The organism is Luteimicrobium sp. DT211, assembly GCF_049844995.1.
Lineage (GTDB): Bacteria > Actinomycetota > Actinomycetes > Actinomycetales > Cellulomonadaceae > Luteimicrobium.
Genome location: NZ_JBNCMC010000007.1, coordinates 107070 through 133303, shown reverse-complemented (window position 1 = coordinate 133303; position 26234 = coordinate 107070). Strand labels below are relative to the sequence as shown.

Below are 26234 nucleotides of genomic sequence, written 5' to 3'. Positions count from 1 at the left end.
TCCGTCACGACCGCTCCAGCAGCCAGGTCAGCAGCGCCTTCTGCGCGTGCAGGCGGTTCTCGGCCTCGTCCCAGACGACGGACTGCGGCCCGTCGATGACGTCGGCCGAGATCTCCTTGCCGCGGTAGGCGGGCAGGCAGTGCAGGACGATCGCGTCGTCGGCGGCCTTCGCGAGCGCCGCGGCGTCGATCGCGTAGGGGACGAACGGCGCCTCGCGTTCGCCCTTCTCGTCCTCCTGGCCCATGGAGACCCAGGTGTCCGTCGCCAGGACGTCGGCGCCGGCCAGCGCCACGTCCGGGTCGGTCGTGACGAGCACGGACCCGCCGGTCTGCGCGGCGATCCGCTCGGCGTCGGCGACGACCGCCGGATCCGGCAGGTACCCCTCCGGTCCGGCGACGCGCACGTGCATCCCGGCGGTCACGCCGCCCAGCAGGTAGGAGTTGGCCATGTTGTTCGCGGCGTCGCCGAGGTAGGTGAGCGTCGTGCCGGGCAGGGACCCGACCCCGCCGCGGTGCTGCGCGACGGTCATGAGGTCCGCGAGGATCTGGCACGGGTGGAACGCGTCGGTGAGCGCGTTCACGACGGGCACCGACGAGAACGCCGCCATCTCCTCGACGAGCTCCTGGCCGAACGTCCGCCAGACGATCGCCGAGCACATCCGACCCAGCACGCGAGCGGTGTCGGCGACGGGCTCGCCGCGGCCCAGCTGGCTGGTCTGGGAGTCGATGACGAGCGGGTAGCCGCCGAGCTCGGCGACGCCCACCGAGAACGACGCGCGCGTGCGGGTCGACGGCTTGTCGAAGATGACGGCGACGCCGCGGGGACCCGCGAGCGGCGTGCGGACGAACCGGTCGTCGTGGAACGCGAGCCCCAGCTCGAGGACCTCGCGCTGCTCGGCGGGCGAGAGGTCGTCGTCGCGCAGGAAGTGGCGCGGGGCGTGGGTCGAGGACATCAGGACTCCTGTCCGAGGTCGTGCGGGAGCTGCGCGAGAAAGCCGACGAGGTCGTCCACCTGGTCGCGCGTGAGCAGGTACGGGGGTGCGACGCGGATCGCGTCGGGGGCGACGGGGTTGACGATGATCCCGGCGGCGAGAGCCCGCTGGGCCACGTCCGCGGACACGGGGGCGGCGAGCGCGATGCCGCGCAGGAGGCCCGCGCCGCGGACCCCGACGACGAGCGGGTGGCCGAGCGCCTCGACGCGGTCGGCGAGGTAGCCGCCGACGTCGCGCACGTTCGCGAGGAGGTCGTCGCGCTCGATCACGCCGATCGTGGCCAGGGCCGCCGCGGCAGCCACAGGATTCCCGCCGAACGTCGTGCCGTGCTGGCCCCGCCCGAGCAGGTGAGCGGCGCGGTCGCCGTACGCCAGGACCGCGCCCACCGGGAACCCGCCGCCGAGGCCCTTCGCGAGCGTGACGACGTCGGGCAGGAAGCCCTGGGGCGCGAGCTCCGGGAGCTGGTACGCGAACCACGCGCCGGTCCGGCCGGACCCCGTCTGGACCTCGTCGAGGATCAGCAGCGCGCCGTGGTCGGCGGTCAGCTCGCGAGCGAGCGCCAGGTAGCCGGCCGGCTGGGGGCGCACGCCGACCTCGCCCTGGATCGGCTCGAGGACGAACGCCGCGACCTCACCCCGCTCGCGCACCGTCTCGGGCGAGAAGGCCGCCTCGAGCGCGCCGGTGTCCCCGAACGGCAGGAACTCGACGCCGCCCGGCAGCGGCTCGAACGGCTCCCGGTACGCGGCCTTGGACGTGAGCGCGAGCGCGCCCATCGTCCGGCCGTGGAACGAGCCCTCGAGCGCGAGGATCCGGGTCCTGGTGCCCTCGGGGTTGTTGCGGCGCGCCATCTTGAACGCGGCCTCGTTGGCCTCCGTGCCGGAGTTCGTGAAGAAGACGCGCGACCCGTCCGGCGCGCCGGCCAGGCCGAGCAGCCGCTCCGCGAGCGCGATCTGGGTGGGTGAGCCGAAGAAGTTCGACACGTGCCCGAGCGTTCCGAGCTGGGCGCTGATCGCGGCCGTGAGCGTCGGGTGCGCGTGCCCCAGGCAGTTGACGGCGATCCCGCCGAGCAGGTCGAGGTAGCGGTTGCCGTCGGCGTCCCACACGTAGGCGCCCTCGCCGCGCACGAGGACGCGCTGCGGCGGCCCGAACGTGTCCATGACCGCGTGGGAGTAGCGGTCCGTCCACTCGGCGACCGACCCGGGCTCGGGGTGCGTGAGGTCGCCGGTCGACGCGGCGAGCAGCTCGCTCATGCGGGGTTCCCGTCCTTCGTCGTCGTGGGCACGACCATGGTGCCGTTGCCCTCGGGGGTGAAGATCTCGAGCAGCACCGAGTGCGGGACGCGGCCGTCGATCACGGTCGCCGCGTGGACGCCGCCGCGCACGGCGCGCACGCACGCCTCCATCTTCGGGATCATGCCGGACGCGAGTGACGGCAGGAGCGCCTCCACCTCGTCCGCGCTGATCTGCGAGACCAGCGAGTCCTGGTCCGGCCAGCGCGTGTACAGGCCCTCGACGTCGGTGAGGACGATGAGCTTGCGCGCGCCGAGCGCGACCGCGAGCGCCGACGCCGCCGTGTCGGCGTTGACGTTGAGCACCTGGGTCGGGTCGTCGACGTCGGGGGCGACCGTCGAGACGACGGGGATCCGGCCGGCGTCGAGCAGGTCCTGGACGGCGCGCGGGTGGACGGCGACCACGTCGCCCACCTGGCCGACGTCCACCTGCTCGCCGTCGACCGTCGCGGTGCGGCGCTCCGCCTCGAAGAGCCGCCCGTCCTCGCCGGACAGCCCGACCGCGAACGGCCCGTGCGCGTTGATCAGCCCGACGAGCTCGCGCGAGACCTGCCCGGTCAGGACCATCCGGACGACGTCCATCGCCTCCGGCGTGGTGACCCGCAGGCCGCCGCGGAACTCCGACTCGATGCCCAGCCGGTCGAGCATGGCGGAGATCTGGGGGCCGCCGCCGTGCACGACGACGGGGCGCAGGCCGACGCTCCGCAGGAACACCATGTCCTGCGCGAAGGCGCGCTTCAGCTCGTCGTCGACCATGGCGTTGCCGCCGTACTTCACGACGACGAGCGCGCCGCGGAAGCGCTCGAGCCACGGGAGCGCCTCGACCAGCACCTCGGCCTTCTGGTCGGGGCTGAGGCCCGTGCGGGTGTCGAAGTCGGGGTCGGCCGCCGGCCAGGCGGCGGGGGTCTGCTCGCTCATGTGGAGTACGCGCTGTTCTCGTGGACGTAGTCGTGGGTGAGGTCGTTGGTCCAGACGGTGACGCTCGCGTCGCCGGCGTGGAGGTCGACGTCGACCCGCACCTCGCGCTGCGCGGCCATGTCGACCTCGTCGCGGGGGCGGTACGCGCCGCCCGCCCGGCACACCTGGACGCCGTTGACGCTCACGTCGAGCTCGTCGGGGTCGAACGCGGCGACCTCGACGGGCACCGTGCCGACCTGGGCGAGGATGCGGCCCCAGTTGGGGTCGTTGCCGAAGACCGCCGTCTTGAACAGGTTGGAGCGGGTGACCGCCCGGGCGACGGCGAGCGCCGCGTCCTCGGTCTCCGCGCCGGTCACCGTGACCGCGATGTCGTGCGTCGCCCCCTCGGCGTCCGCCACCAGCTGGCGGGCGAGCGACGCGCAGACGGCCTGGACCGCGGCGGCGAAGGCGGCGTCGTCGGGCGTGACGCCGCTCGCGCCGGACACGAGCAGCGCGACCGTGTCCGAGGTAGACATGCAGCCGTCGGAGTCGACCCGGTCGAACGACGCGCGGGTGCCCGCCCGCAGGGCCGCGTCGGCGACCTGGGCGTCGACCGCCGCGTCCGTCGTCACGACGCACAGCATCGTGGCGAGCGCCGGGGCGAGCATGCCCGCGCCCTTGGCCATGCCGCCGACCGTGAACGACCCGGCGGGCGTCTCGACGACGACGTGCGCCGTCTTCGCGACCGTGTCGGTGGTGCGGATGGCGTCGGCCGCGGCCTCGCCGGCCGGGGCGCCGGGCGCGAGCGCCGCTCCCGCCGCGTCGACGCCCGCGAGGAGCTTCCCGAGCGGCAGGCGCTCGCCGATCAGGCCCGTCGAGGCCACGAGCACGTCCGCCGCGGAGGCCCCCAGCACGTCGGCGACCTTCTCGGCGGTCGCGTGCACGTCCTGGAAGCCCTCGGGACCGGTGCACACGTTCGCGCCGCCCGAGTTGAGGACGACCGCGTGCACGACGCCGTCGCTCACGGCCTGCCGCGACCAGACCACGGGCGCCCCGACGACGCGGTTGGTCGTGAAGACGGCGACGCCCACCTGGAGCGGGCCGTCGTTGACGACGAGCGCGAGGTCGCGGTTGCCCGAGGCCTTGAGACCCGCGGTCACGCCCGCGGCGCGGAAGCCCGCGGCGGCGGTGGTGCCCGGCGAGTCCGGGTAGGCGATGACGTCGGCGGCGGTGACGGTCACGGGGCGACTCCCTGCACGGTCAGGCCGAGGGTCTGCGGGAGCCCCAGGGCGATGTTCATGGACTGCACCGCGGCGCCCGCGGTGCCCTTGACGAGGTTGTCGATCGCGGTCACCGTCACGACGCGGCCGGCGCGCTCGTCGAGCGCGACCTGCAGCAGGGCGGTGTTGGCGCCGAGGGTCGCGGCCGTCGTCGGCCACTGGCCCTCGGGCAGCAGCTCGACGAAGGGCTCCCCCGCGTACGCCTCGGCCCAGGCCTCGCGGAGCTGCGCCGCGGTCGTGCCCTCGCGGCCCGGCGCGAGGCGGGCTGTGGCCGTCGCAAGGATGCCCCGCGACATCGGCACGAGCACGGGCGTGAAGCTGATGGAGACGTCGGGCGCGCCGGCGGCCCGGAGGTTCTGCGCGATCTCGGGGATGTGGCGGTGGCTGCCCCCGACGGCGTAGGGCTGGGCCGAGCCGAGGCCCTCCGCGGCGAGCAGGTGCGGCTTGAGCGACTTGCCCGCGCCCGAGTAGCCGACGGCCAGCACGGCCACGAGGTCGGTCGGGTCGAGCAGGCCGGACGCGACTCCGGGCTGCAGGCCGAGCGTGACCGCGGTGACGTTGCAGCCCGGCACGGCGATCCGGCGGGCGCCGGCGAGGTTCTCGCGCTGCTTGGTCAGCGGCGTGTCGTCGCCCGGCGCGCCGCCCGCGAGCAGAAGCTCGGGCAGGCCGTACGGCCAGGTGCCCGCGTGCTCCGAGCGGTAGTAGGTGCGCCAGTCGTCCGCGGAGGCGAGCCGGTGGTCGGCGCCGAGGTCGAGGACCAGGACGTCGTCCGGCAGCCGCGCCGCGATCTCGCCGCTCGCGCCGTGCGGCAGCGCGAGCACGACGACGTCGTGGCCGGACAGGTTCTCCGGCGTGGTCGGGACCAGCTCGCGCGCCGCGAGCGAGCGCAGGTGCGGGTGGTGCTCCCCCAGCAGCGTGCCCGCGTTGGAGTGCGCGGTGAGCGCGCCGACCTGGACCTCGGGGTGGTCGGCGAGGAGGCGCAGGGTCTCTCCGCCCGCGTAGCCGCTCGCGCCGGCGACCGCCACTCTGATCGTCATATGCACGATCTTACATATCTATGCGACCCGGGGGAAGTCCGCGCGGACAGCGCTCCCCGAACGCGAGGCTCGTCGTAGCGTGGGGCCCATGCGAGCCGTCGTCTGCCAGGAAGCCGGAGGGCCCGAGGTCCTCGCCGTCGCCGACCGTCCCGACCCCTCGCCCGGGCCCGGTCAGCTCGTCGTCGAGCTCGCCGCCGCGGGCGTCAACTTCATCGACACCTACCTGCGGGCCGGCGTCTACCCCGCGTCGTACCCGCACGTCCCCGGCTCCGAGGGCGCAGGCGTCGTCGTCGGGGTGGGCGACGGCGTGGCCGGGGTGGCGGTCGGCGACCGCGTGGCCTGGGAGTCCGCGCCCGGGTCGTACGCCGAGCGGGTCGTCGTCCCCGCCGACCGGGCCGTGCCCGTCCCGGACGGGGTCCCGCTCGAGACCGCCGCGGCCCTCATGCTCCAGGGCCTCACCGCGCACTACCTCGTCACCTCGACCTACCCCGTGCGCGACGGCGACGACGTCCTGCTGCACGCGGGGGCGGGCGGCGTCGGGCTGCTCGCGACGCAGCTCGCCGTGGCGCGGGGCGGGCGCGTGATCACGACCGTCGGGAGCGCCGAGAAGGAGGAGCTGTCGCGCGGGGCGGGCGCGGCCGACGTCGTGCGCTACCGCGAGCTCGACGACGTCGCGGCCGACCTGCCGCGCGTCGTCCGGGACCTCACGGGCGGCGAGGGCGTGCACGTCGTGTACGACGGCGTCGGGAAGGACACGTTCGACGCGTCCCTGGCGTCGCTGCGCCGGCGCGGCACGCTCGTGCTCTTCGGCGGGGCGTCCGGCCAGGTGCCGCCGTTCGACATCCAGCGCCTCAACCGGGCGGGCTCGCTGTTCCTCACCCGCCCGACGCTCTCCGACTACGTCGTGACGCGCGACGAGCTGCTCGGCCGCGCCGCGGAGCTCTTCGCGGCGGTCGAGGACGGCACGCTCGACGTGCGCGTCGGCGCCACCTACCCGCTCGCCGACGCCCCGGACGCGCACCGCGCGCTGGAGGGCAGGCGGACGACGGGCAAGGTGCTGCTGGTCCCGTGAGCCGCGGTCAGGCCGCGTCGTCGAAGCGGGCCGCGCGCGCCGGCGAGAGCATCACCACGAGCGCGGCCGCCCCGAAGACGACGACCGCGACCCACAGCGACGCCCGGTAGCCCCACGCCGTCGCGACGACGCCACCCGCGAGTGCGCCGAGGACGGCGGCCGAGCGGTTCGCCGAGCGCAGCGTCGCGTTGGTCCGCCCCTGGGGCCGGGCGGGCGTCACCACCTGCCGGTACGCCATCTCGTTGGCGTTCTCGAGCCCCGCGACGACCCCCGCGACGGCGGAGCCGACGCCGAGCACGGCCCAGGTCGGGACGCCGCCCCCGTCCGGGGCGAGGGCGACGACCGCCCACGCGAGCGGATAGCCGAAGCGGCAGACGGCGATGGTCCGTCCGGGCCCCCACGCGCGTCCCGCCCGCGCCGCGCCGAACGCGCCCGCGAGCGCGCCGAGCCCCGTCGCCGCCAGCAGCAGGCCGTACCCGAGCGACGACAGGCCGAGCTGCCGGAGCGCGAACAGCGGGAGGACGGTCGCCGCGAGGGCGTTCCCGAAGAACCACACGTGCGTCGACCACGCGAGCGGCGCGAGCATCCGGTGCCGGTAGGCCCAGCGCAGGCCGTCCACGATCTGGGTGCGGACTCGCTCGGGCTGCGCCGGACGCTCCGGGACGACCTCCTCGACTCGCACCCGGCCGATCAGGACGGCGTCGACCACGTAGCTGGCGGCGTCGACGAGCAGGGCGACGGGAGCCCCGAGCACGCCGACGACCGCGCCCCCGACGGCGGGTCCCCCCGTCTGCGCGACGGCGGCGCTCTGGTCGAGGCGCGCGTTGGCGGGCAGCAGCCTGTCGGGTGCCACGACCGTCGGGAGGAACGACTGCACCGCGGCCGTCCCCACGAGCGACAGGAGGCCGAACACGAACAGCGTCGCCGCGACCAGCGGCAGCGACAGGGCGCCCGCCCACCACGCGACCGGCACGACCCCGAGGACCGCGGCGCGGCCCACGCTCGCCCACACGAGCACCGGCCTGCGCCGGACCCGGTCGAGCGCCACGCCCACGAGCAGCCCGAACAGGAGGTACGGGAGGAGCTGGACGGCGTTGACCACCCCGAGCTGGACGGGCGTGACGTCGAGGACGCTCACCAGGAGCACCGGCACGGCGACCGTCGTGACGGCGGAGCCGATCCCGCTCAGGGTCGCGGCGGCCCACAGCCGCGCGAACGCGGGCTCCGTGAGGACGTCGCGCTGCTCGCCGGACGTCATGCGGGCGCCATCAGGACCGTCGCCGCTCCGGCGCGGGGATGCCGTGCAGGTGGTCGACGGGGCCGGGACCGCGCCCGACGGCGAGCCGGCCGCCGTCCCGGAGCGCGCCCTCGAGCCAGACCTTGGCGTCGCGCAGCGCGGCCTCCCAGGACGGGCGGACCGGGCGCAGGGCAGCCAGCGCGCTCGACAGCGCGCAGCCGGTGCCGTGGGTGTGGGCCGTCTCGACGCGCTCGCCGTCCACGGTCACCAGGTCGCCCGACGGCGCGACCAGGGTGTCCGGCGAGCGTCGTCCGCCGAAGTGCCCGCCCGTGACGAGCACCCGGGTCCCCAGGTTCGCCGCGAGCTTCCGGGCGGTCTCGACGACGTTCGCGCCCGACGTCGGGGCCGGGACGTCCGCGAGCGCCGCGAGCTCCGCGACGTTCGGGGTGACGACGTCGGCGCGCGCCGCGAGGCCGCGGAGGGCCTCGAGCACGTCCTCCGCACGCTCGCCGCGGCCCAGCAGGGCACGCCCCGAACCGGCGGACGCCGCGAGCACCGGGTCGAGCACGACGTGCGGCGGCCGCACCCGGTCGAGCCAGGCGCCGATCGCGTGCGCGTACGCCGCGCTGCCCACGAGCCCGATCTTCACCGCGTCGATCGTGACGTCGTCGGACACGGCGTCGAGCTGCGCGACCAGGACCTGCACCGGCGGGTCGTACACCGACCGGACGCCCCGGGTGTTCTGGGCGACGAGCGCCGTCACGACCGCCATCCCGTAGGCGCCGTGCGCCGCGAACGTCTTGAGGTCCGCCGCGACCCCGGCGCCGCCCGTGGGGTCGGTGCCCGCGATCGTGAGGACGCGCGGCCTGCTGGCTGTGCTCATCTGCTCGTGCTCGCCCGCGCCGTCTTCATGCGTGCCTGCTCATCGTGACGTGTGGTCCTTCGCGAGGTCCTGCAGGAACTCCTTGAGCAGCGGGCCGGCGGTCGTCGCGCCGTACTCCCCCTCGTCGACGAAGACCGCGACGCCGACGTCGCCGTCGGTCGCGATCATCCAGGCGTGCGCCTTGCCGTCGTCCCCGAACTGCGCGGTGCCGGTCTTGGCGCCGATGTCGCCCGGCAGCGAGGACAGGATGGTGCCGGTGCCGTCGGTCACGACCGCGCGCATGAAGCCGTGCAGGGTGCTCGCCTCGGCCTTCGTCAGCTTGCTGGCGGCCGGGGTCGCGGTCGGTGTCGCGGACGACTCCGACGAGGACGACGGCGACGACACAGAGGCGCCCGACGCCTTGGACGGCTCGACCAGCACGGGCGACACGCGCTTGCCCGCGGCGACGCTCGCCGCGACCGTCGCCATGGTGAGCGGCGACGCCTCGACCCGGCCCTGCCCGATCATCGAGGCGGCGTGGTCGGTCTCGCTGCCGCCCGTCGTCGGGACGGAGCCGAAGAACGCGGGCGCGCCCAGCGCGGAGGGGACGCCGATGCCGAGGTCGGCCGCGGCGTCGTGCAACGCCTGCTGGTCGACCTTGCCGGCCTGCGAGATGAAGGCGGTGTTGCACGAGTTCGCGAACGCCGTCTTCAGCGGGATGTCGCCCAGGTGCGCCGACGGGTAGTCGGCGTCGTTGGTGAACTTGCGGCCGTCGACCGTGATCGACGGCGTGCACGGCACGGTCGTGGAGGCCTTCGCTCCCTCGCGCAGCAGGGCCAGCGAGCTCGCGACCTTCATCGTCGAGCCGGGCGCGAACTTGCCGGCCGTGGCCGTCGAGAGCCCGTTGCCCGCCGTCGCGCTCGCCGCCGCGAGCACCTGGCCCGACGTCGAGACAGCGACGATCGCGCTCGCGACCTTCTGGTCGGCGAGGACGTTCTCGGCGTCGGTCTGGAGCGCGCTCTCGAGCGTGAGCTTCACGGGCGTCCCGGCGACGGCCTTCACGGAGAACAGCTCCGTGCCGTCGCTGTCGTCGTCGGCGCTCCCGCTGCTCAGTCCCCCGTCGCCGTCGTCGACGAGCCGGATCGCGATCCCCGCCTCGCCCGCGAGCTGGGCGTCGTACTGCTCCTGGATGCCGGAGAGCCCGGTCTGGTCGCCGGAGTGGACGCGGCCGTCGGAGTCCTTGACGATCTCCGCGGTGGCGTCGCCGACCGTCCCCAGGAGCGGACGCGCCCAGTCCCGCGTGGGTGCCAGCGGCTCCTTGTCGTCGAGCGCGACGACGCCGGGGATCGTCGTCAGCTTCGTGACGTCCGTCGGGTCCGACGCGCGCAGCGTGATCGCCTCGACGAACGCCTTCGGCCCCGCCGCCGTGACCTGCGTGGCGTAGGCGTCGGCGTCGAGGTCGAGGGCCTTCGCGAGCGACCGCGCCGACGACTCCCAGTGCGCCTCGTCCGTGCGCGTCTTGTCGACGCCGATCACGTGGACCGCGCGATCCTGGACGATCGCCTTGCCCGAGCCGTCGACGATCTTCGCGCGCTGCGGACGGACCCGGGCGTACGTCACGTGCTGGTTGTCGGCGAGGTCGGGCAGCAGGACGGTCGGGTCCCACTGCACGGACCACGCGTCGTCGGCCGACGACGGCGACGCCGCGGGCGTGCCCGTCGAGGTCGCCGTCGCGCCCTTCGCGCCCTGGGCGAGGTGGGCGGTCGTCGTGTAGGCCCACGGGTGCCCCGCCGCGACGGGCCACGACCACGCGAGCGTCGCGGTCGCCTGGTCGTCGTGGTCCTTGACCCGCGCCACCTGCTTCACGGTGACGGTCGGGCGCACCGGCACGGCGGCGAACACGTCCTGGCGCTCGGCCGTCGCGTCCGCGGGCGTGGCGCCCGTCAGGGCGATGCCGTCGAGAGAGCCTCCCGCGAGCGAGGACGCGAGCTGCGCCGCCGCGTCCTGGAGCGGAGCGTCGTCGGGCTTGTCGGTGCAGCCCGCGAGGGCGCCGACCAGCACCACGCCGGTGACGGCCAGCACGGCCGTCCCGCCACGGCGCCGTCCGCGCGGGTCGTGCCCGCGATGCTCTCGTGCCGTCCGGACCGTGGCGCGCGCGCTGGGCTCGGGCACCGTCGCCTCCCCCTGTGTCGTGGATCGTGTCCCGAGGAGACTATGCGAGATGTGCCGATTCGAGGAACTGCGTGACGGCCTCCGCGACGACCGCCTCGGCGCACCGCAGCGCGTGGTCCGCGCCGGGCACGACGACCACCCGGCGGCCGGACGCGTCCGGCGGGCACCCGAACGGGTCGCGCTCCCCCTGCACGACGAGCGCCGGCACGCCGGCGCCGTCGAGCTCGCCGAGCCTGCTGCGCTCGGGCTTGCCCGGCGGATGGACCGGGAACGCGAGTGCGACGACCCCGACCGCTCCCGCCCCGAGGGCGGTGCGGCACGCGACGCGCGCGCCGGACGACCGGCCGCCCACGACCAGCGGGAGCCGCCGCAGACCGCGACGCCGGCGCACGACGCCGACCGCCTCGAGCCACGCGGCGTCGAGCTGGACCGCAGGGGCGGGTGCGCGCCGGCCCGCGACCCGGTAGGGCTGCGTGAACCGCGCGACCAGGAGGCCGGCGGCGAGCGCCGCGTCGCGCGCGGCGACGAGGTCCGGCGCGTCCACACCCCCGCCCGCGCCGTGCCCGAGCATCAGCACGCCGCGCGGGGCCCCCGCCGGCCGGTCGAGCACGAGCTCGCCCGGACCCTGGGCGGTGGGCACCTCGAGCCGCGTCGCGCGCGCCACGGCGCTCCTTCCGTCCGACCGTCCGTCAGGCGCGCAGCGCCGCCCCGACCGCCTCGGCCGCTGCGCTGACGACGCCCTCGCGCACCCGGACGATGTCCTCGGCCGTGAGCGTGCGGTCGGCGGCCCGCAGCCGCAGCGAGAACGCGAGCGACTTCTTGCCCTCGCCCACCTGCGGCCCGGTGAAGACGTCGAACAGGCGCAGGTCCTCGAGCAGCTCGCCCGCCCCGCGCGCGACGGCCGCCCGCACGTCCGCGGCCGGGACGGCGTCGTCGACGACGAGCGCGACGTCCTCCTTGGCGGCCGGGAACGCCGAGACCGGCGTGGCCTCGACCGGCTCCGCGGGCGCGGCGTCGAGCAGGACGTCGAGGTCGAGCTCGAAGGCCACGGTGCGCGCGGGCAGGTCGAGGTTCTCGACGACCTGCGGGTGCAGCTCGCCCGCGTGCCCGACGAGCGTGCCGTCGGTGAGCGTCACCCGCGCGCAGCGGCCCGGGTGGAACGGGCGCTCGTCCGGGTCGGCCGCGACGACGACGGGAACGCGGAGGGTCTCCGCGACGACGCGCACGGCCTCGACGGCATCGGCCCAGTCCGCGCGGCGACCGCCGCCCCACCAGCCGGTGGGCACGTGCTCGCCCGCCAGCACGCCGGCCACGTGACGCGGCTGGTCGGGCAGCGCGGCCTCGAGCGCGGCGAGCTGCTCCTCGGTGGGGCGGGCCCCGCCCGGCAGCGACGGCGCGGTGAGCGCACCCGCGCCCGGCCGCGTCACGAGGCCCTGCTCGACGACGGCCACGTCCGCCAGGCCGCGGCCGACGTTGCGCCGGACCGCCTGCAGCAGCGTGACGAGCAGCGAGGTGCGCATCGCGCTCTGCTCGTCCGACAGCGGGTTGACCAGCCGCACCGCGCGCCGGCGCGGGTCGTCGGCGTCGATCAGCAGCGCGTCCAGCTGAGCGTCGGCGACGAACGGGTACGTCAGCACCTCGACGAAGCCCGCGTCGGCGAGCGCGCGGGCCACCGTCCGGCGTCCGCGCTGCGCGGGCGTGAGTCCCGTCCCGGCCGGCGACGGCGGCAGGAGGGTCGGGATGTTGTCGTACCCGTCGAGCCGGGCCACCTCCTCGACGAGGTCGGCGGGCGTGGTGAGGTCGGGGCGCCAGCTCGGCGGCACGACGCGCAGCACCCCCCGCTCGCCGGAGTTCTCGACGCCGCAGCCGATCAGGGCGAGCAGCTCGCCGACGCGCTCCGGCGGGTAGGCGACGCCCGTGAGCCGCTCGGCCTCCGCGACCGGGAACAGGATCGGGGCGGGCGCCGTCGTGCGGTCGAGGTCGCTCACGGCGGGGTCGACGGTCCCGCCGCCGTACTCCACGAGCAGGTCGACCACGCGCTGCGCGGCGACCGGCGCGAGCTGCGGGTCCACGCCGCGCTCGAACCGCTTGGACGCCTCCGACGCCAGCTTGTGGCGCCGCGCGGTCCGCGCGATCGTCACGGGGTCGAAGTGCGCGGCCTCCACGAGCACGTCCGTCGTTGCCGGAGAGACCTCGGTCGAGGCGCCGCCCATGACGCCCGCGAGGCCGATGACGTGCGTGCCCTCGTCGCCGTCCGCGAGGTCGGGCGAGGCGGTGATGAGCAGGTCCTCGGGGTCGAGCACGCGGTCGACGTCGTCGAGCGTGACGAGACGCTCGCCCGCCCGCGCCCGGCGCACGACGATCGGAGCCTCGAGCCTGGCCAGGTCGTAGCAGTGCGTCGGCTGGCCGAGGTCGAGCATCACGTAGTTGGACACGTCGACGGGCAGCGAGATCGGGCGCATGCCCGACAGGGTCAGGCGGCGCTGCATCCACTGCGGGCTGACCGCGGCCGGGTCGATGCCGCGCACCACGCGCGTGACGAACCGGTCGCAGCCGACCTGCCCGTAGATCGGGGCGTCGTCGGACACCTCGACGGGGAACCCGTCGGGCGTCGGCGCCGGCAGCGGGGCGCCGAGCGCGCTCGGAAGCCCGGGGTCGGTGAAGCGCGCGCCCGTCGAGTGCGAGAACTCGCGCGCCACCCCGCGGTAGGAGAAGCAGTAGCCGCGGTCGGGCGTCACGTTGATCTCGAGGACCTTCTGCCCGAGGCCGAGCAGCGCGATCGCGTCTGAGCCGGGCGTCAGGTCGTGCCCGAGCTCCGCGGAGAACCCGTGCTTCTCGAGCACGATGATGCCCTCGTGGTCCTGCCCGAGCCCGAGCTCGCGCGCCGAGCAGATCATCCCGTCGGACACGTGCCCGTAGGTCTTGCGGCTCGCGATCGGGAACGGGCCCGGGAGCACCGCGCCCGGCAGCGCGACGACGACCTCGTCGCCGACCACGAAGTTGTGCGCGCCGCAGACGATGCCGCGCGGGACGCGGCGCTCGTCGTCGGTCCCGACGTTCTCGACGGCGTTGTGCTCGCCGACGTCGACCTGGCACCAGTTGATCGTCTTGCCGTTCTTCTGCGGCTCGGGCGTCATCGCGACGACGCGCCCGACGACGACCGGACCGGTCACGTCGGTCCCGTGGATCGCCTCCTCCTCGAGCCCGACGCGCACGAGGTCCGCGGCGAGCTGCTCCGCGGTGAGGTCCTCGGGGAGCTCGGTGTGCTCACCGAGCCACTCGGTGACGACGTACGGCATCAGATCTCCGTCCCGAACTGGGCCGAGAAGCGGACGTCGCCCTCGACCATGTCGTGCATGTCAGCGATCGCGTGGCGCAGCATGAGCGTCCGCTCGATGCCCATGCCGAACGCGAAGCCCGAGTACTCCTCGGGGTCGATCCCGGCGGAGCGCAGGACGTTGGGGTTGACCATGCCGCAGCCGCCCCACTCGATCCAGCCCGCGCCGCCCTTCTTCTGCGGGAACCAGAGGTCCATCTCGGCGCTCGGCTCCGTGAAGGGGAAGAAGCTCGGGCGCAGGCGCGTGCGCGCCTCGGGGCCGAACATCGCGCGGGCGAAGTGGTCGAGCGTGCCCTTGAGGTGCGCCATCGTGAGGCCCTTGTCGATCGCGAGACCCTCGACCTGGTGGAACACCGGCGTGTGGGTCGCGTCGAGCGCGTCCGTGCGGAACACCTTGCCGGGGCACGCGATGTACACCGGGACGCCGCGCTCGAGCAGCGTCCGCGCCTGGACCGGGCTCGTGTGCGTGCGCAGCACGAGGTTCGAGGGCGTCCCGGGCTCGCCCGAGTCGACGTAGAAGGTGTCCTGCATCTGCCGGGCCGGGTGATCCGGACCGAAGTTCAGGGCGTCGAAGTTGAACCACTCGGCCTCGAGCTCCGGGCCTTCGGCGATCTCCCAGCCCATCGACACGAAGAGGTCGGCGATGCGCTCCGAGAGCAGCTCGAGGGGGTGGCGGGCGCCGCGCGGTGCGCGGTCCGTCGGGAGCGTCACGTCGACGGCCTCCTCGACGAGGACGCGCTCCGCGCGCTCGGCCTCGAGCTCGGACTGCCGCGCCGCGAGGGCCTGGTTCAGCCGGCCGCGGCGGGGGCCGACGAGCTTGCCGGCGCGCGCCTTGTCGGCAGGCTCCAGGCCGCCGATGGCGCGGTTCGCGAGCGCGAGGGCGCTGCGGTCGCCGGTGTGCGCCGTGCGGACCGTCTTGAGCGCGTCCAGGTCGGGCGCGGCGGCGACGTCCGCGAGCGCCGCGTCGACGGCGGCGTCGAGCGCTGCCTCGTCGAGCGGCGAGGGCGCGGCGGGGGCGGGGGCGTCAGCGGCCGCGACGGTCGCAGCGCTCTGGGCTTCCGGGGCTGCCGGGTCAGGGCTGGGCATGCGTGCCTCTCGTGCAGGTCCGCGAGGGACCGGATCGGGGTCGGCGGGCGGCGACGGGAGCGCAGGTCAGGGACCTGCGACGTCGCGCACCGACGATGAAGTCTAGTGCGGCCCGCCCGGACGGCCCGGTCGCAGCTCAGCGACGCGGCCCGCGAGCGGGCCACGGAAATCGACGACCCGCTCCCCGAAGCACGCCGTCATCGTCGCACAGGGACCTCGCCCAGGTCGCCGAGTACGAGGGTTGGGGGCGTCACGAGGCGAACCGCCAGCGCTCGACCTCCCGGTACAGCGGGCCGCCCTGCGGGCCCTCGCCGGGGCGCGACTCCATCAGCGCGAACCCGTCGACCGTCCACGACGGCCCCGCGTAGACGGCGAGCGCCCGCGCGGCGGGGTCGAGCTGCGACCGGTAGGCGTCACGCGAGCGGCTGACCTTGCTCCTGCCCCAGCGGGCCCGCGCGACGGTGAGGTGCGCGCGGTGCGGCCGGACGTCGTCGGGCACCTCACGGACGCTCGCCGCGAGGCAGCCCTCTGCCAGCTCGCGGAGCGCGTCCGTGGCGCCGTCGACGCCGACCCACAGCACCCGCCCCGCGAACGAGCCCGCGCCGCGCAGCCGCACCTCGAAGGGCTCGGTGTCGCGCGCGACGTCACCCAGCGACTCGATCAGCTCGGGTACCGCGCCCTCGGGCACGGCCGCGTAGAAGGTCAGCGTCAGGTGCTGGGCGTCGCGCGGCACCCAGCGGGGCGAGCCGCGGCGCCCGTCGGGGGCGTCGGGCAGCGCCTGGCCGGCCCCCACCGCGTCGAGCGCGAGGGCGAGGTGGTCGAGGACCGGGTCAGGCGGGAACACCGCCGCGAACAAGCGCACCCGACGATGCTGCCACGTCGGCGCCGGCGCCCGTCCCGACGGCGCGCAGCCACACGCGGTCGCCCGGGCGCAGGTCCCGCAGCGCGGGGTCCGACCGCGAGCCGAGCACGTCGACGACGCCGTCCGTGCCCACGACGTGGGCCTCGAGCCTCGCCTCGAAGCCCACCCGCCGCAGCGTGCCGACCTCCGCCTCGACGGCGTCGGCCCCCACGGCCCGGAGCACCTCGACGTCGTGCGGGCGCACCAGCTGGCCGGCGAGCGACGTCGTCGGGCCGAGGAACCGCATGACGAACTCGTTCGCGGGACGGTCGTAGACCTCGTCGGGCGACCCGACCTGCTCCACGCGCCCGCCGTTCACGACGACGATCTCGTCCGCAACCTCGAGGGCCTCGGCCTGGTCGTGGGTCACGAAGACGGTGGTCACGTGGACCTCGTCGTGCAGGCGCCGCAGCCATTGCCGCAGCTCCTTGCGGACGGTCGCGTCGAGGGCGCCGAACGGCTCGTCGAGCAGCAGCACCTTCGGCTCCACCGCGAGCGCGCGGGCGAGGGCCATGCGCTGGCGCTGGCCGCCGGACAGCTCCGCGGGCAGCCGGTCCGCGAACGCCTCGAGGTGCACGAGGCGCAGCAGCTCGTCGACGCGCGCCGCGATCTCGGCCTTGGGGCGCTTGCGGATCTCGAGCCCGAACGCCACGTTCCGGGCGACGCTGAGGTGCCCGAACGGCGCGTAGTGCTGGAACACGAAGCCGACGTCGCGCCGCCTCGCGGGCACACGCGTCGCGTCCCGGTCGTCGATCACCACGGCGCCGGCGTCGGCCTGCTCGAGGCCCGCGATCACGCGCAGGAGCGTCGTCTTGCCCCCGCCGGACGGGCCGAGCAGCGCGGTGAGAGTGCCGGAGCGGACGGTGACGTCGACGTCGTCGAGCGCGACGAACGAGCCGAACCGCTTGGTCAGGCCGCGGACCTGGATGCTCATCGGGTGCCTTTCTGGGCGCGGCGGAGCAGGCTCGTCGCGACGATCGTGAGGACCGCGACGGCTACGAGGACGAAGGTCACGGCGTACGCCGCGTCGGGCTGCAGGAGCGTCTGGTAGAGCGTGTCGACGCGGAGCGTCGCGGTCTCCGTCTCGCCCTGGATGTTGCCGGAGACCACGAGGACCGCGCCGTACTCGCCGATGCTGCGCGCGAGCGCGAGCACGACGCCGGTCACGAGGGCGGTGCGGATGCCGGGGAGCGTGATCCGCCAGAACCGGACGACCGCGCTCGCACCGAGCGACTCGGCTGCCTGCTCCTGGTCGGTGCCACGCGCCACGAGGACCGGGACGATCGCGCGGGTGACGAGGGGCATCGAGACGAACATCGTCGCGAGCACCATCCCCGGCACGGACAGGATCACCTGGATCCCCGCCGACGCGAGCGCGCCGCCGAACCACCCCGTGCTCCCGTACACGAGGATCAGCGCGAGCCCGACGACGATCGGTGACACCGACACGGGCAGCCCCAGCAGCGCGTCGAGGACGCGCATCCCGGGCAGGCCCGAGCGGGCGATGAGGAAGGCCGCGATCGTGCCCAGCACGGTCGTGAACGCCACCGAGATCAGCGCCACCTCGGCGGTCATCCGGAAGGCGTGGACGGCGAGCGGGTCGGTCACGGCCTGGACGAAGGCGTCCAGGCCGGGGGCGAAGGCCCGCCACACCAGCACCCCGACCGGCAGGACGACGAGGGCGGCGACGTAGGCGACGACGAGCGTCCGGACGACCCGGCGCCCGGCGCGCGGCTCTCCGACGGGCGCCGCGGGTGCCATGGTCGTGAGCTCAGCCATGGCGCCGCGCCCCCTTCCGCTGGAAGACCTCGACCGCGACGAGCACCAGCACGCTGACCGCCAGCAGCACGATGGCGAGCGACGCCGCCTGCTGCGTCGACCGGACGGGGTTGGTGGCGTCCTCGAGCTTGCCGTAGATGAGCGCCGAGGCGACCTGCGTCTGCTTCGGGATGTTGCTCGAGATCAGCACGAGCGAGCCGTACTCGCCGAGCGCCCGGGCGAACGCGAGCGACGCGCCCGACACGACGGCTGGCCCGATCACGGGGAGCACCACCCGCCGGAACACCGTCGCCCCCGACGCGCCGAGCGACGCCGCGGCCTGCTCGGCGTCGCGGTCGAGCGCGGCGAGCACCGGCTGCACGGTCCGCACCGTGAACGGCAGCGTGACGAACAGGAGGGCCACGAAGATCCCGACCCGTGTGCCCACGAGGTCGATCCCCACGGGCGAGGCGGGGCCGTAGAGCGCGATCATCACGACGCCGGTCACGATCGTCGGGAGCGCGAACGGGACGTCGATCACGTGGTCGAGGAGCCGGGACCCGGGGAACGGGTCGCGCACGAGGACCCAGGCGATCGTCGTGCCGACGACGCCGTTGACGACCGCGACCGCGAGCGACAACCCGGCCGAGAGCGTCAGCGCGGACAACGCCGCGGGCGAGGTGACGGCGGCGACGAATCCCGACCAGCCCCCCTGCGCGCCGGTGACGACGACGGCCGCGAGCGGGATGAGGACCACCAGGCTGAGCCACAGCGTGACGAGGCCGAGCCCGGTCGCCGTCGCAGGTCGCAGACGCCGCAGCGCTCGGCCCCCCTGCTCCCGGCCGGCCCGGTCCCGATGCGGCCGAGGGCCGGCCCCCGTCTCTGCTGAGACGGTGGCCGGCCGGTCGGGCGCCTGGGTGGCGAGGGTCACGAGGCGCCCTCGATCGCGGTCACGAGGCCGGCGTCGCCGAAGAACTTCTTGTTGACGGCGTCCCAGCCGCCGAGGTCGGCGATGGTCGTGACGTGCTCGGGGGTGGGGAACGGCTTCGCGGGGTCGTTCGCGCCCTCGACCGTGCCGACCTCGACCGTCGTCGAGACGGGACGGAAGCCCTTGCTCGCGAAGATCTTCTGGCCGTCGTCGGACTTCACGAAGGCGAGGAAGTTCTTGGCCGGCTCCCCCGCGGTCTTGGTGACGGCCGCCGGGTTCTCGATCAGGAACGTGTCGTCGGGGACGACGTAGTCGACGTCGTTGCCCGCCTGTCGGGCCGCGATGGCCTCGTTCTCGTAGGAGATGAGCACGTCGCCCGTCCCGCCGAGGAACTGCGTCAGCGCGACGGCGCCGCTCGAGGCCCGCGAGACGGTGTTGCCGAAGAACTTCGTGAGGTACGCCTTCGCGTCGGCCTCCGACCCGCCCGTCGCGACCTCGTGCTCGTAGGCCGCGAGGATGTTCCACTTGGCCGAGCCCGAGGACGCCGGGTCGGCCGTGACGATCTTCACGCCGGGCTTGACCAGGTCGTCCCAGCCGGCGATGTGCACCGGGTTGCCCTTGCGGGTCACGATCACGACGACCGAGTCGGAGACGTTGCCCTTGGTCGCGTCCGCGTCCCAGCCGGCGTCGACCTTGGCAGGCACGAGGTTCTGGACGTCCGGGCCGACCGAGAACGCGACGTAGTCGGCCTTCTGCCCGGCGGCGACGGCCTTGGACTGCGAGCCGCTCGCGCCGAACGACGACGTGAACGTCACGCCCTTGCCGGCGTCGGTCTTCTGGAAGGCCGCCTCCAGGGCATCGTACGCCGGCTGCGGGACCGAGTACCCGACGACGGCGACCTTGTCGGCCGCGGAGCTCGACCCCGAGCACGCGGCGAGTCCCAGCGCGAGGGCGGCGGTCGCGGCGACGACGGCGGCTCGGGCAGCAGGGCGCTGGTGCGTGCGGGTCATGGTGTGTCCTTCGGACTCGTGGGATCGTCCCGGCGGCGCCGGGTATGCACACCCAACCCTTCTTGACCGGTTGCATCAAGAAGGCGTCCAGCATCCGGACGTTTGTCTCACGTCTCGGCGACGCCGGGGCTACTCCTTCGCCGGCGGCGCCGAGCGCCCGAGGACGCTCCCGGCGGCCCGGCGGTTCGGGCGCGTCCGCCACGCGTCGTCGTCGCGGATCAGGGCTGCGACCTGCGGCGGGATCCTCCCCGCGGCCAGGTCGTGCAGCGTCACCTCGTCGAGCACGCTCCGGATCGCGGCCCGCAGGGCGACCCAGAGGTCCCGCACCGAGCCCGCCGCTCCCCCGTACTCCACGTCCTCGACGTGGCTGCCGGCGACGTTCGCGAGCGGGCCGTCGATCGCCCGCACGACGTCGGCCACGACGATCCGGTCGGGCGGAGCGACCAGCCGGTAGCCGCCGTCCGAGCCACGCCGGCTCTCCACGAGCCCGGCCTGCTTGAGCTCGTTGAGGATCACGAGCACGAACGACAGCGAGATGTCCTGGGCCTCGGCGACCGTCGTCGCCTTGATGAACGGGGTCCCCGCCTCGTGCCGCGCCGCGAGCTCGACGCACGCACGGACGGCCGAGTCGGACTTCGACGAGATGCGCACCCCGTCATTATCGGGGTTCGAGGACGACGACGGCCGTGTGCGGACGGCGCACGGAGAAGCCGTCGACATCCGTCCCGAGCTGCCGGAAGGTCGCCCAGTGACGCTCGCGCTCCTCGCCCTCGGCCTCCCGCGCCCTCACGTCGCGCGGGCCGTCCCGCATGACGACGGCGGCGTCCGGCTCCGCCCGGAGGTTCAGCCACCAGGCCGGCTCGGGCGCGGCCCAGCCGTTCATCGCGAGCGTGACGAGGTTCGCGCCGTCCTCGAAGTAGGCGACGATCACGGCGTGCTCCTGGCCGCTGCGACGCCCGGTCGTCCGGAGCAGCAGCGTGCCCCACTTGTCGGGCTGCGGTCGCCAGAGGCCGCGACGCCCGCCCGTGACGCGGTAGTACCCGCGGTGGACGACCCACGCGCTGCGGACGAACCAGCGCGGCGGCAGGCGCGGCGTGCGGCCGGGTCCGGGCCCGGCGTCCTGGTCGGTCACGATCGGCCTCCCGTGGTCGGCCCGACCGTTCGATCGTGGCAGGTCCGCCCGACGCGCGGAAGTCCGCAGGCGGGCGAACCTCGTCAGCGCTGCGCGCGGCTCGACGCGTAGAGGCAGACGGTCGCCGCGGTGGCGAGGTTCAGCGACTCGGCGCGGCCCCGGATCGGCACCCGTACGCTCGCGTCGGCGAGCGCGAGCTCGCCGTCGGACAGGCCCTGCGCCTCGGTGCCGAACAGCCAGGCGGTCGGCGCGCGAAGGTCCGGCGGGGCACCGGCAGCGGAGGGATCGTCCACCGCCCTGCCCGCGAGGTCCGCGAGGTCGTCGAGGTCGTGCTCGCCGCCGCCGTCGGCCGCCAGGACCGTGAGTCCGGCCGCGCGGAGTGCAGCGACGGCGTCCTCGACCGCGACGCCCGTCACGACCGGCAGGTGGAACAGCGAGCCGGCCGTCGACCGCACGACCTTGGGGTTGAACGGCTCCACCGAACCCGTCGCCAGCACGACGAGGTCCGCGCCCGCGGCGTCGGCCGCGCGGATCACGGTGCCCGCGTTTCCGGGATCGCGGACCGACGACAGCAGCGCGACCAGGCGCGGGCCACGGGCCGGCGCGTCCGCCGCCTCGTGCCCGCCGGACGCAGGCAGGACGTCGTCGAGCGCCGTGCTCCAGGCCCGCGCGACCGCAAGCACCCCCTGGGCGTCGGCACTCATCGTGGTGAGCACGTCGTCGGACGCCTCGTGCAGCCAGAGGCCCGCGTCGCGGGACGCGTCGACGATCTCCGGGTACCGCTCCGCGGCGGCCGGCGTCAGGTAGACGTCCACGACGCGCTCGGGCGCGCACCGGACCGCCTCGCGCACCGCCTGCGGGCCCTCGACGAGGAACCGCCCGGTGCGCGAACGGACGGAACGCCCGGCCAGCGCCCGCACCTGCCGCACCCGGTCGCTGCGCGGGTTGCGCAGCGCGGGGGCAGGTGCGGACGCCGACCGGGCGTCCGGGGGGCGCGCGTCGGACGCGCGCCCCGGGATGTCGCGGGTCAGGCTGCGGCCTTGGGCGCGTTGACGTCCTCGGGCAGAGCGTCCTTGGCGACCTGGACGAGCGCGTTGAACGTCGCGACGTCGTTGACGGCCAGGTCCGCGAGCACGCGACGGTCAACCTCGACGCCAGCGGCCTTGAGCCCCTGGATGAGGCGGTTGTAGGTCAGGCCCTGCGCGCGGGACGCAGCGTTGATGCGCTGGATCCACAGCTTGCGGAAGTCACCCTTGCGCGCCTTGCGGTCGCGGTAGGAGTAGACGAGCGAGTGGGTGACCTGCTCCTTGGCCTTGCGGTACAGACGCGAGCGCTGGCCGCGGTAGCCGCTGGCGCGCTCGAGGGTCGTACGGCGCTTCTTGTGGGCGTTGACCGCCCGCTTCACGCGTGCCACGTGATGCTCCTTGGGTTTCGGGGCTCAGGGTGTGAGGCGTCGAGCTCGGCTAGTGGCTCGAGCTGACAGGGCCGGCGGGGTGAGCCGGCCCGGGGTCTCACTTGCCGAGCAGCTTCTTGATCTTCGAGACGTCGGCGGGGGCGACGACCTGGTCCTGCGCCAGACGACGGGTGCGGCGGCTCGACTTGTGCTCGAGGTAGTGCCGCGCGTTCGTCTGCTCGCGCATGAGCTTGCCGCTACCGGTGCTGCGGAACCGCTTCTTCGCGCCGGAGTGCGTCTTGTTCTTCGGCATGGCTGCCGTCTCTCCTCGGGTCTGGCCGGGCACCGGGAGGTGCCCGACGGGTGCGGGCCGCGCGGACGCGGCCCATGTCAGGGGGTCAGCCCTTCGCCGCTCCGCCGCCCGGTCGCGCGCCGGGGCGCGGTGCGGGCTTCGGCGGGGCTGCGGGCTTGGGCGCCGCCGCGCGGGGAGCGCTCGGCGTCGCGGGCCTGGGCGTGGCGGCCGGCCTGGGCGTCGCGGGGCGGGGTGCGGCCGAAGCCGACCGCTCGGCCGCGGGCTTCGCCGTCGCCGGCTTCGCGGCAGCCGGCTTGGCGGACGCGGCGGGCTTGGAGGTAGCGGCCGGCTTGGAGGTAGCGGCCGGCTTGGAGGTAGCGGCCGGCTTCGCGGGCGCCGCCTTCGCAGGCACGGGCTTCTCGGCGGCCGCCGGCTTCTCGGCGGCGGGCGCCTCGGGCTCGGCTGCCGGCGTCGGCTCGGGCTCGACGGCCGCGGGCTCCACGACGGGAGCAGCAGCCACAGGCGCCTCGACCTCGGCCGGTGCCTCGGCCACGAACTCCTCGGCCACGAACTCCTCGGCCGTCTCGTCGGTCGGCTCGTCGGTCGCGCGCTCGGCGGCCTTGCGCTCGGACTTCGTCATACGACCCGCGTCGATCTCGGTCGAGCGGCGACGCTGCTCGGTCTTGGCGTCGGCCTTCTTCTTCACCGGTCCGAGCACCATCGTCATGTTGCGCCCGTCCTGCTTGGGCGAGCTCTCGACGAAGCCCAGGTCGGCGACGTCCTGCGCAAGACGCTGGAGGAGGCGCATACCCATCTCCGGGCGCGACTGCTCGCGGCCGCGGAACATGATCATGACCTTGACCTTGTCGCCTGCCGAGAGGAAGCGGACGACGTGGCCCTTCTTCGTCTCGTAGTCGTGCGGGTCGATCTTGAGGCGGAACCGGATCTCCTTGAGAACCGTGTTCGCCTGGTTGCGCCGCGCCTCGCGCGCCTTCATGTCGGCTTCGTACTTGAACTTTCCGAAGTCCATGAGCTTGCACACGGGCGGGCGGGCGTCGGGGGCGACCTCGACCAGGTCGAGATCGGCGTCCTGCGCAAGACGCAGGGCGACCTCGGTGCGGACGACTCCGACCTGCTCCCCGTCGGGACCGATGAGTCGGACCTCGGGGACACGGATCCGATCGTTGATGCGAGGCTCGCTGATGTCTGGCTCCTTGGCAGTCGTGATGGCAGACAGCCAGGAACGGGAAAGGCCCCCGAACCTGGACGCAGGCGGAGGCCGTCACCGAGCCGCCGGCCCCCGACGGGGTGCCGCAGCACGGAACCGGGCGGTTCCCGAAGGAACGTGCCCGGCGACTGACCCGGCCTCCGTCGCGGCGTGAGCCGTCGGTCGAGACCCGGGTGGGACGAATCCACTTGCGTACTCGCGCTCGAGTTCCGTCGCCATTTCGGCCAGCAACCCATGCGCACGAGTCGGTCAGCCACCAACTCTACCAGAGCCGCGGCGCCGGTCCGTCCGCGCCCGGGCACGGACGACGACCGCAGGATGGGACGATGGTGCCATGAGCACCGACTCCCCGACCCCGCCCGCGGGCGGCCAGCGCGACACCACCGACGCCACCGACGCCGTCGCGCAGGCGACCCGCGACATCGCCGACGTCAACGCCGTGGAGGTCATCACGACGGCCGCCGTCCACCTCATGAGCGCAGCGGCCGTGAAGTGCGGCCTCGCCGAGGACGCGGACGCCCGGGAGCACCTCGACCTCGACGAGGCGCGCAAGCTCATCAACGCGCTCGCCGCCCTCGTCACAGCAAGCGCCCCCGACCTCGGCAACCAGCACGCGCGCTCCCTGCGCGACGGGCTCCGCTCGCTGCAGCTCGCGTTCCGCGAGGCCTCCGTCTACCCCGACGCCCCCGGCGACGGCCCGGGCGAGAAGTTCACGGGCTCGGTGGTCTGACCCGCGACACGCGGGTCACGCGGGGTCGAGGCAGAGCTCGCGGCCGTCGTCCGACGCCACGGTGCCCACGGCCTCGTCGTCGCACTGGCTGTCCTCGTCGACGACCTTCGTGCCGACGTACGCGTGGTCGTGCGAGCAGTCCACCGGCACGAGCATGTCGCCGGAGTCCTCCTTCCAGCAGGAGCCGACCCCCGTCGAGGCGTGCGCGTCCTTGTCGCTCTCGCCGAGCTTCGCGACCGCCAGGCCCCCGGCGACGACGCACGCGACCACGACCACGGCCGCGCCCGCGAGGAGGGGCCGGTCCCGGGCCACCGACGACGCCCCCGCCCGGACCGACGCCCGGTAGGACAGGACGGCGCGCACGAGGAGGCCTGCCGCGACGAGGAACGCCCCGGTCCAGACGATGCCGCCACCCGAGCCGGACGCCGCGAACGTCGTCACCAGGCCGACCACCACGAGGGCGATAGCGATCCCGAACTGCGTGACGGCCCGGCGCCGCTGGGCCGCCCCTGCGGCAGCCGCTCCGGCGGCCTCCGCCGCGCCGTCGGCCCCGGGCGTAGCCCAGCCCGCGGGCGCGCCCCAGCCGGCCGGCGACGACGACGGCGCGGTGTCCTGGGCGGGGGCGCCGGTCGAGGGCGCCTCGGCCGTGAGGACCTCGGCACCCGGGGCGTCCCCACCTCCGCCCGCCGTCGTGCTGGAGGGGGTGTCCGGGCCGCTTGCGGGGGTGGGGTCGCCCATCGTGAGGTCCTCTCGGAGCGTCGTCGCTGCGCCGCCGCGGGCGCGGCGTCGGCGGACGCTACCACGCGGCCCAGCGGTGGCACGGGGCCCGCTCGGAATCTGCGCCGTGAGGGCCGCGCTGGCGCGTCGGCGCGCCGCGTCGCCCCGCTGCTCGTAGCGTGGGCGACATGAGCGACGACGAGCGCGAATGGACCCCTGATCTCGGCCGCCTCACGCAGGCCGCCGACGACTCCTTCACGGTCGGACGCGTGTTCGGCCAGGCCTACGAGCACCAGGGGACGCTCGTCATCCCCGTGGCGCGGGTGATGGGCGCGGCCGGCACGGGTGCGGGCGGTGGGGCCGGCAACGGCTCGGGCGCAGGCAGCGGCAGCGGTTCCGGCAACGGGACGGGCAAGGGCTCGGGCGGGGGGACGGGGCGAGGGTCGGGTCGCGGTAGCCTCTCGTTCCTGCGCCAGCGGTCCTTCTCTGCGAGCCGACAGGTGGGCGCCGCGGACACCGGGGGCGCCGAGGAGTCCGGCGAGGAGTCACGGGAGCTGGTCCCCACCGCGCCCGACGACGCCCGCCCCCCGGGCGAGAGCGGCGCGAACGGCGACGCTCACGCCGAGGCGAAGGGCGACCTCCAGGCCGAGGCGCGCGGCGAGGCGACGGGCGAGGCCCGCGGGGACGCGCGCGGCGAGGCCGGTGCGGGCGCCGGGGCGTACGGCGTCCGGGTCAGGCCGGTCGGCGTCGTGGTCGTGGAGAACGGCAGCACCCGGTGGATCCCCGTGTTCGACCTCAACCGCACGATCGTGGGCGGGCAGGCCGTCGCTGCGGTCGCGGCGGTCGCGCTCGCCTGGGCCATCGGCCACCGCCGCCGCCGCTGACG

The 26234-nt window shown here is 74.9% G+C and carries 26 protein-coding genes; 3 read left to right on the top strand and 23 right to left on the bottom strand.

From position 1 onward, the window contains the following. Positions 1 to 4 precede the first annotated feature (4 nt). The 5 genes from argF to argC are packed head-to-tail and all read right to left on the bottom strand — an operon-like array spanning position 5 to position 5493. Positions 5 to 952 carry an ornithine carbamoyltransferase gene (gene argF, locus ACLQ14_RS15940; RefSeq protein ID WP_425814766.1) on the bottom strand — a complete coding sequence of 316 codons (948 nt, stop codon included), beginning with the start codon at positions 950 to 952 and terminating at the stop codon, positions 5 to 7. Continuing rightward, on the bottom strand, positions 952 to 2241 hold the full coding sequence (locus ACLQ14_RS15935) for an acetylornithine transaminase (protein ID WP_425814764.1): 1290 nt from the start codon (positions 2239 to 2241) through the stop codon (positions 952 to 954). The genes argF and ACLQ14_RS15935 overlap by 1 nt, the downstream gene beginning before the upstream one ends. Further along, entirely contained in the window at positions 2238 to 3197 is a 960-nt protein-coding gene (gene argB, locus ACLQ14_RS15930; RefSeq protein ID WP_425814762.1) for an acetylglutamate kinase, read from the bottom strand. Before argB ends, ACLQ14_RS15935 begins: the two co-directional genes overlap by 4 nt. Then, positions 3194 to 4417, bottom strand: a complete 1224-nt coding sequence (argJ, locus tag ACLQ14_RS15925) for a bifunctional glutamate N-acetyltransferase/amino-acid acetyltransferase ArgJ (protein WP_425814760.1) — start codon at positions 4415 to 4417, stop codon at positions 3194 to 3196. Before argJ ends, argB begins: the two co-directional genes overlap by 4 nt. Further along, complete coding sequence (argC, locus tag ACLQ14_RS15920; protein WP_425814758.1) at positions 4414 to 5493, bottom strand: N-acetyl-gamma-glutamyl-phosphate reductase; 1080 nt, start codon at positions 5491 to 5493, stop codon at positions 4414 to 4416. The genes argJ and argC overlap by 4 nt, the downstream gene beginning before the upstream one ends. 88 nt (positions 5494 to 5581) lie before the next feature. On the opposite strand from argC, the gene ACLQ14_RS15915 reads away from it, so the two are divergent. Next, positions 5582 to 6565 carry a quinone oxidoreductase family protein gene (locus ACLQ14_RS15915; protein ID WP_425814756.1) on the top strand — a complete coding sequence of 328 codons (984 nt, stop codon included), beginning with the start codon at positions 5582 to 5584 and terminating at the stop codon, positions 6563 to 6565. Between the two features lie 7 nt (positions 6566 to 6572). On the opposite strand, the gene ACLQ14_RS15910 is transcribed toward ACLQ14_RS15915, so the two are convergent. The 17 genes from ACLQ14_RS15910 to infC form a co-directional block, all read right to left on the bottom strand. After that, positions 6573 to 7823, bottom strand: coding sequence for an MFS transporter (locus ACLQ14_RS15910; RefSeq protein ID WP_425814754.1), 1251 nt, complete (start codon positions 7821 to 7823; stop codon positions 6573 to 6575). A 10-nt stretch (positions 7824 to 7833) separates the two neighbouring features. After that, positions 7834 to 8685, bottom strand: coding sequence for a bifunctional hydroxymethylpyrimidine kinase/phosphomethylpyrimidine kinase (thiD, locus tag ACLQ14_RS15905; RefSeq protein WP_425814752.1), 852 nt, complete (start codon positions 8683 to 8685; stop codon positions 7834 to 7836). Between the two features lie 39 nt (positions 8686 to 8724). Beyond that, the gene (locus tag ACLQ14_RS15900) at positions 8725 to 10836 is read right to left on the bottom strand and encodes a penicillin-binding transpeptidase domain-containing protein (protein WP_425814750.1); all 2112 of its coding nucleotides are present in this window, start codon (positions 10834 to 10836) and stop codon (positions 8725 to 8727) included. A 40-nt stretch (positions 10837 to 10876) separates the two neighbouring features. Then, the gene (locus ACLQ14_RS15895) at positions 10877 to 11500 is read right to left on the bottom strand and encodes an alpha/beta family hydrolase (RefSeq protein WP_425814748.1); all 624 of its coding nucleotides are present in this window, start codon (positions 11498 to 11500) and stop codon (positions 10877 to 10879) included. A 25-nt stretch (positions 11501 to 11525) separates the two neighbouring features. Then, positions 11526 to 14135, bottom strand: coding sequence for a phenylalanine--tRNA ligase subunit beta (gene pheT / locus ACLQ14_RS15890; RefSeq protein ID WP_425814746.1), 2610 nt, complete (start codon positions 14133 to 14135; stop codon positions 11526 to 11528). Continuing rightward, positions 14135 to 15259: a phenylalanine--tRNA ligase subunit alpha gene (pheS, locus tag ACLQ14_RS15885; RefSeq protein WP_425814744.1), complete on the bottom strand. Its 1125-nt coding sequence runs from the start codon at positions 15257 to 15259 to the stop codon at positions 14135 to 14137. The genes pheT and pheS overlap by 1 nt, the downstream gene beginning before the upstream one ends. A 250-nt stretch (positions 15260 to 15509) precedes the next feature. Then, complete coding sequence (thpR, locus tag ACLQ14_RS15880; protein WP_425814742.1) at positions 15510 to 16121, bottom strand: RNA 2',3'-cyclic phosphodiesterase; 612 nt, start codon at positions 16119 to 16121, stop codon at positions 15510 to 15512. Next, on the bottom strand, positions 16090 to 17094 hold the full coding sequence (locus ACLQ14_RS15875) for a sulfate/molybdate ABC transporter ATP-binding protein (protein WP_425814740.1): 1005 nt from the start codon (positions 17092 to 17094) through the stop codon (positions 16090 to 16092). The genes thpR and ACLQ14_RS15875 overlap by 32 nt, the downstream gene beginning before the upstream one ends. Further along, positions 17091 to 17939: a sulfate ABC transporter permease subunit gene (locus tag ACLQ14_RS15870; protein ID WP_425814738.1), complete on the bottom strand. Its 849-nt coding sequence runs from the start codon at positions 17937 to 17939 to the stop codon at positions 17091 to 17093. Before ACLQ14_RS15870 ends, ACLQ14_RS15875 begins: the two co-directional genes overlap by 4 nt. After that, positions 17932 to 18849 (bottom strand): sulfate ABC transporter permease subunit CysT, encoded by a 918-nt coding sequence (gene cysT / locus ACLQ14_RS15865; RefSeq protein ID WP_425814736.1) that lies wholly within the window; start codon positions 18847 to 18849, stop codon positions 17932 to 17934. Before cysT ends, ACLQ14_RS15870 begins: the two co-directional genes overlap by 8 nt. Then, positions 18846 to 19856: an extracellular solute-binding protein gene (locus ACLQ14_RS15860; RefSeq protein ID WP_425814734.1), complete on the bottom strand. Its 1011-nt coding sequence runs from the start codon at positions 19854 to 19856 to the stop codon at positions 18846 to 18848. Before ACLQ14_RS15860 ends, cysT begins: the two co-directional genes overlap by 4 nt. A 129-nt stretch (positions 19857 to 19985) precedes the next feature. Beyond that, on the bottom strand, positions 19986 to 20507 hold the full coding sequence (locus tag ACLQ14_RS15855) for an RrF2 family transcriptional regulator (RefSeq protein WP_425814732.1): 522 nt from the start codon (positions 20505 to 20507) through the stop codon (positions 19986 to 19988). Between the two features lie 7 nt (positions 20508 to 20514). Beyond that, positions 20515 to 20988, bottom strand: coding sequence for a nitroreductase/quinone reductase family protein (locus ACLQ14_RS15850; protein ID WP_425814730.1), 474 nt, complete (start codon positions 20986 to 20988; stop codon positions 20515 to 20517). Positions 20989 to 21071: 83 nt separating this feature from the next. Further along, positions 21072 to 21917, bottom strand: coding sequence for a TrmH family RNA methyltransferase (locus tag ACLQ14_RS15845; RefSeq protein ID WP_425814728.1), 846 nt, complete (start codon positions 21915 to 21917; stop codon positions 21072 to 21074). Positions 21918 to 22015: 98 nt separating this feature from the next. Next, positions 22016 to 22402 carry a 50S ribosomal protein L20 gene (rplT, locus tag ACLQ14_RS15840; RefSeq protein ID WP_425814726.1) on the bottom strand — a complete coding sequence of 129 codons (387 nt, stop codon included), beginning with the start codon at positions 22400 to 22402 and terminating at the stop codon, positions 22016 to 22018. A 97-nt stretch (positions 22403 to 22499) separates the two neighbouring features. Further along, positions 22500 to 22694: a 50S ribosomal protein L35 gene (gene rpmI / locus ACLQ14_RS15835; RefSeq protein WP_425814724.1), complete on the bottom strand. Its 195-nt coding sequence runs from the start codon at positions 22692 to 22694 to the stop codon at positions 22500 to 22502. 85 nt (positions 22695 to 22779) lie between these two features. Beyond that, positions 22780 to 23826: a translation initiation factor IF-3 gene (infC, locus tag ACLQ14_RS15830; RefSeq protein ID WP_425814788.1), complete on the bottom strand. Its 1047-nt coding sequence runs from the start codon at positions 23824 to 23826 to the stop codon at positions 22780 to 22782. A gap of 409 nt (positions 23827 to 24235) precedes the next feature. On the opposite strand from infC, the gene ACLQ14_RS15825 reads away from it, so the two are divergent. After that, positions 24236 to 24631, top strand: a complete 396-nt coding sequence (locus ACLQ14_RS15825) for a DUF1844 domain-containing protein (RefSeq protein WP_425814722.1) — start codon at positions 24236 to 24238, stop codon at positions 24629 to 24631. 15 nt (positions 24632 to 24646) lie between these two features. Here ACLQ14_RS15825 and ACLQ14_RS15820 read toward each other — a convergent pair whose 3' ends face one another. Then, on the bottom strand, positions 24647 to 25369 hold the full coding sequence (locus tag ACLQ14_RS15820; protein ID WP_425814720.1) for a hypothetical protein: 723 nt from the start codon (positions 25367 to 25369) through the stop codon (positions 24647 to 24649). A gap of 167 nt (positions 25370 to 25536) precedes the next feature. On the opposite strand from ACLQ14_RS15820, the gene ACLQ14_RS15815 reads away from it, so the two are divergent. Then, the gene (locus ACLQ14_RS15815; RefSeq protein ID WP_425814718.1) at positions 25537 to 26232 is read left to right on the top strand and encodes a hypothetical protein; all 696 of its coding nucleotides are present in this window, start codon (positions 25537 to 25539) and stop codon (positions 26230 to 26232) included. The last annotated feature ends 2 nt before the right edge of the window (positions 26233 to 26234 follow it).

Excerpts from the sequence above, each read along its gene's own strand:
- argF (WP_425814766.1), bottom strand. The coding sequence starts at position 952 with ATGTCCTCGACCCACGCCCCGCGCCACTTCCTGCGCGACGACGACCTC.
- ACLQ14_RS15935 (WP_425814764.1), bottom strand. The coding sequence starts at position 2,241 with ATGAGCGAGCTGCTCGCCGCGTCGACCGGCGACCTCACGCACCCCGAG.
- argB (WP_425814762.1), bottom strand. The coding sequence starts at position 3,197 with ATGAGCGAGCAGACCCCCGCCGCCTGGCCGGCGGCCGACCCCGACTTC.
- argC (WP_425814758.1), bottom strand. The coding sequence starts at position 5,493 with ATGACGATCAGAGTGGCGGTCGCCGGCGCGAGCGGCTACGCGGGCGGA.
- ACLQ14_RS15915 (WP_425814756.1), top strand. The coding sequence starts at position 5,582 with ATGCGAGCCGTCGTCTGCCAGGAAGCCGGAGGGCCCGAGGTCCTCGCC.
- ACLQ14_RS15910 (WP_425814754.1), bottom strand. The coding sequence starts at position 7,823 with ATGACGTCCGGCGAGCAGCGCGACGTCCTCACGGAGCCCGCGTTCGCG.
- thiD (WP_425814752.1), bottom strand. The coding sequence starts at position 8,685 with ATGAGCACAGCCAGCAGGCCGCGCGTCCTCACGATCGCGGGCACCGAC.
- pheT (WP_425814746.1), bottom strand. The coding sequence starts at position 14,135 with ATGCCGTACGTCGTCACCGAGTGGCTCGGTGAGCACACCGAGCTCCCC.
- pheS (WP_425814744.1), bottom strand. The coding sequence starts at position 15,259 with ATGCCCAGCCCTGACCCGGCAGCCCCGGAAGCCCAGAGCGCTGCGACC.
- ACLQ14_RS15875 (WP_425814740.1), bottom strand. The coding sequence starts at position 17,094 with ATGAGCATCCAGGTCCGCGGCCTGACCAAGCGGTTCGGCTCGTTCGTC.
- ACLQ14_RS15870 (WP_425814738.1), bottom strand. The coding sequence starts at position 17,939 with ATGGCTGAGCTCACGACCATGGCACCCGCGGCGCCCGTCGGAGAGCCG.
- ACLQ14_RS15860 (WP_425814734.1), bottom strand. The coding sequence starts at position 19,856 with ATGACCCGCACGCACCAGCGCCCTGCTGCCCGAGCCGCCGTCGTCGCC.
- rpmI (WP_425814724.1), bottom strand. The coding sequence starts at position 22,694 with ATGCCGAAGAACAAGACGCACTCCGGCGCGAAGAAGCGGTTCCGCAGC.
- ACLQ14_RS15825 (WP_425814722.1), top strand. The coding sequence starts at position 24,236 with ATGAGCACCGACTCCCCGACCCCGCCCGCGGGCGGCCAGCGCGACACC.
- ACLQ14_RS15820 (WP_425814720.1), bottom strand. The coding sequence starts at position 25,369 with ATGGGCGACCCCACCCCCGCAAGCGGCCCGGACACCCCCTCCAGCACG.
- ACLQ14_RS15815 (WP_425814718.1), top strand. The coding sequence starts at position 25,537 with ATGAGCGACGACGAGCGCGAATGGACCCCTGATCTCGGCCGCCTCACG.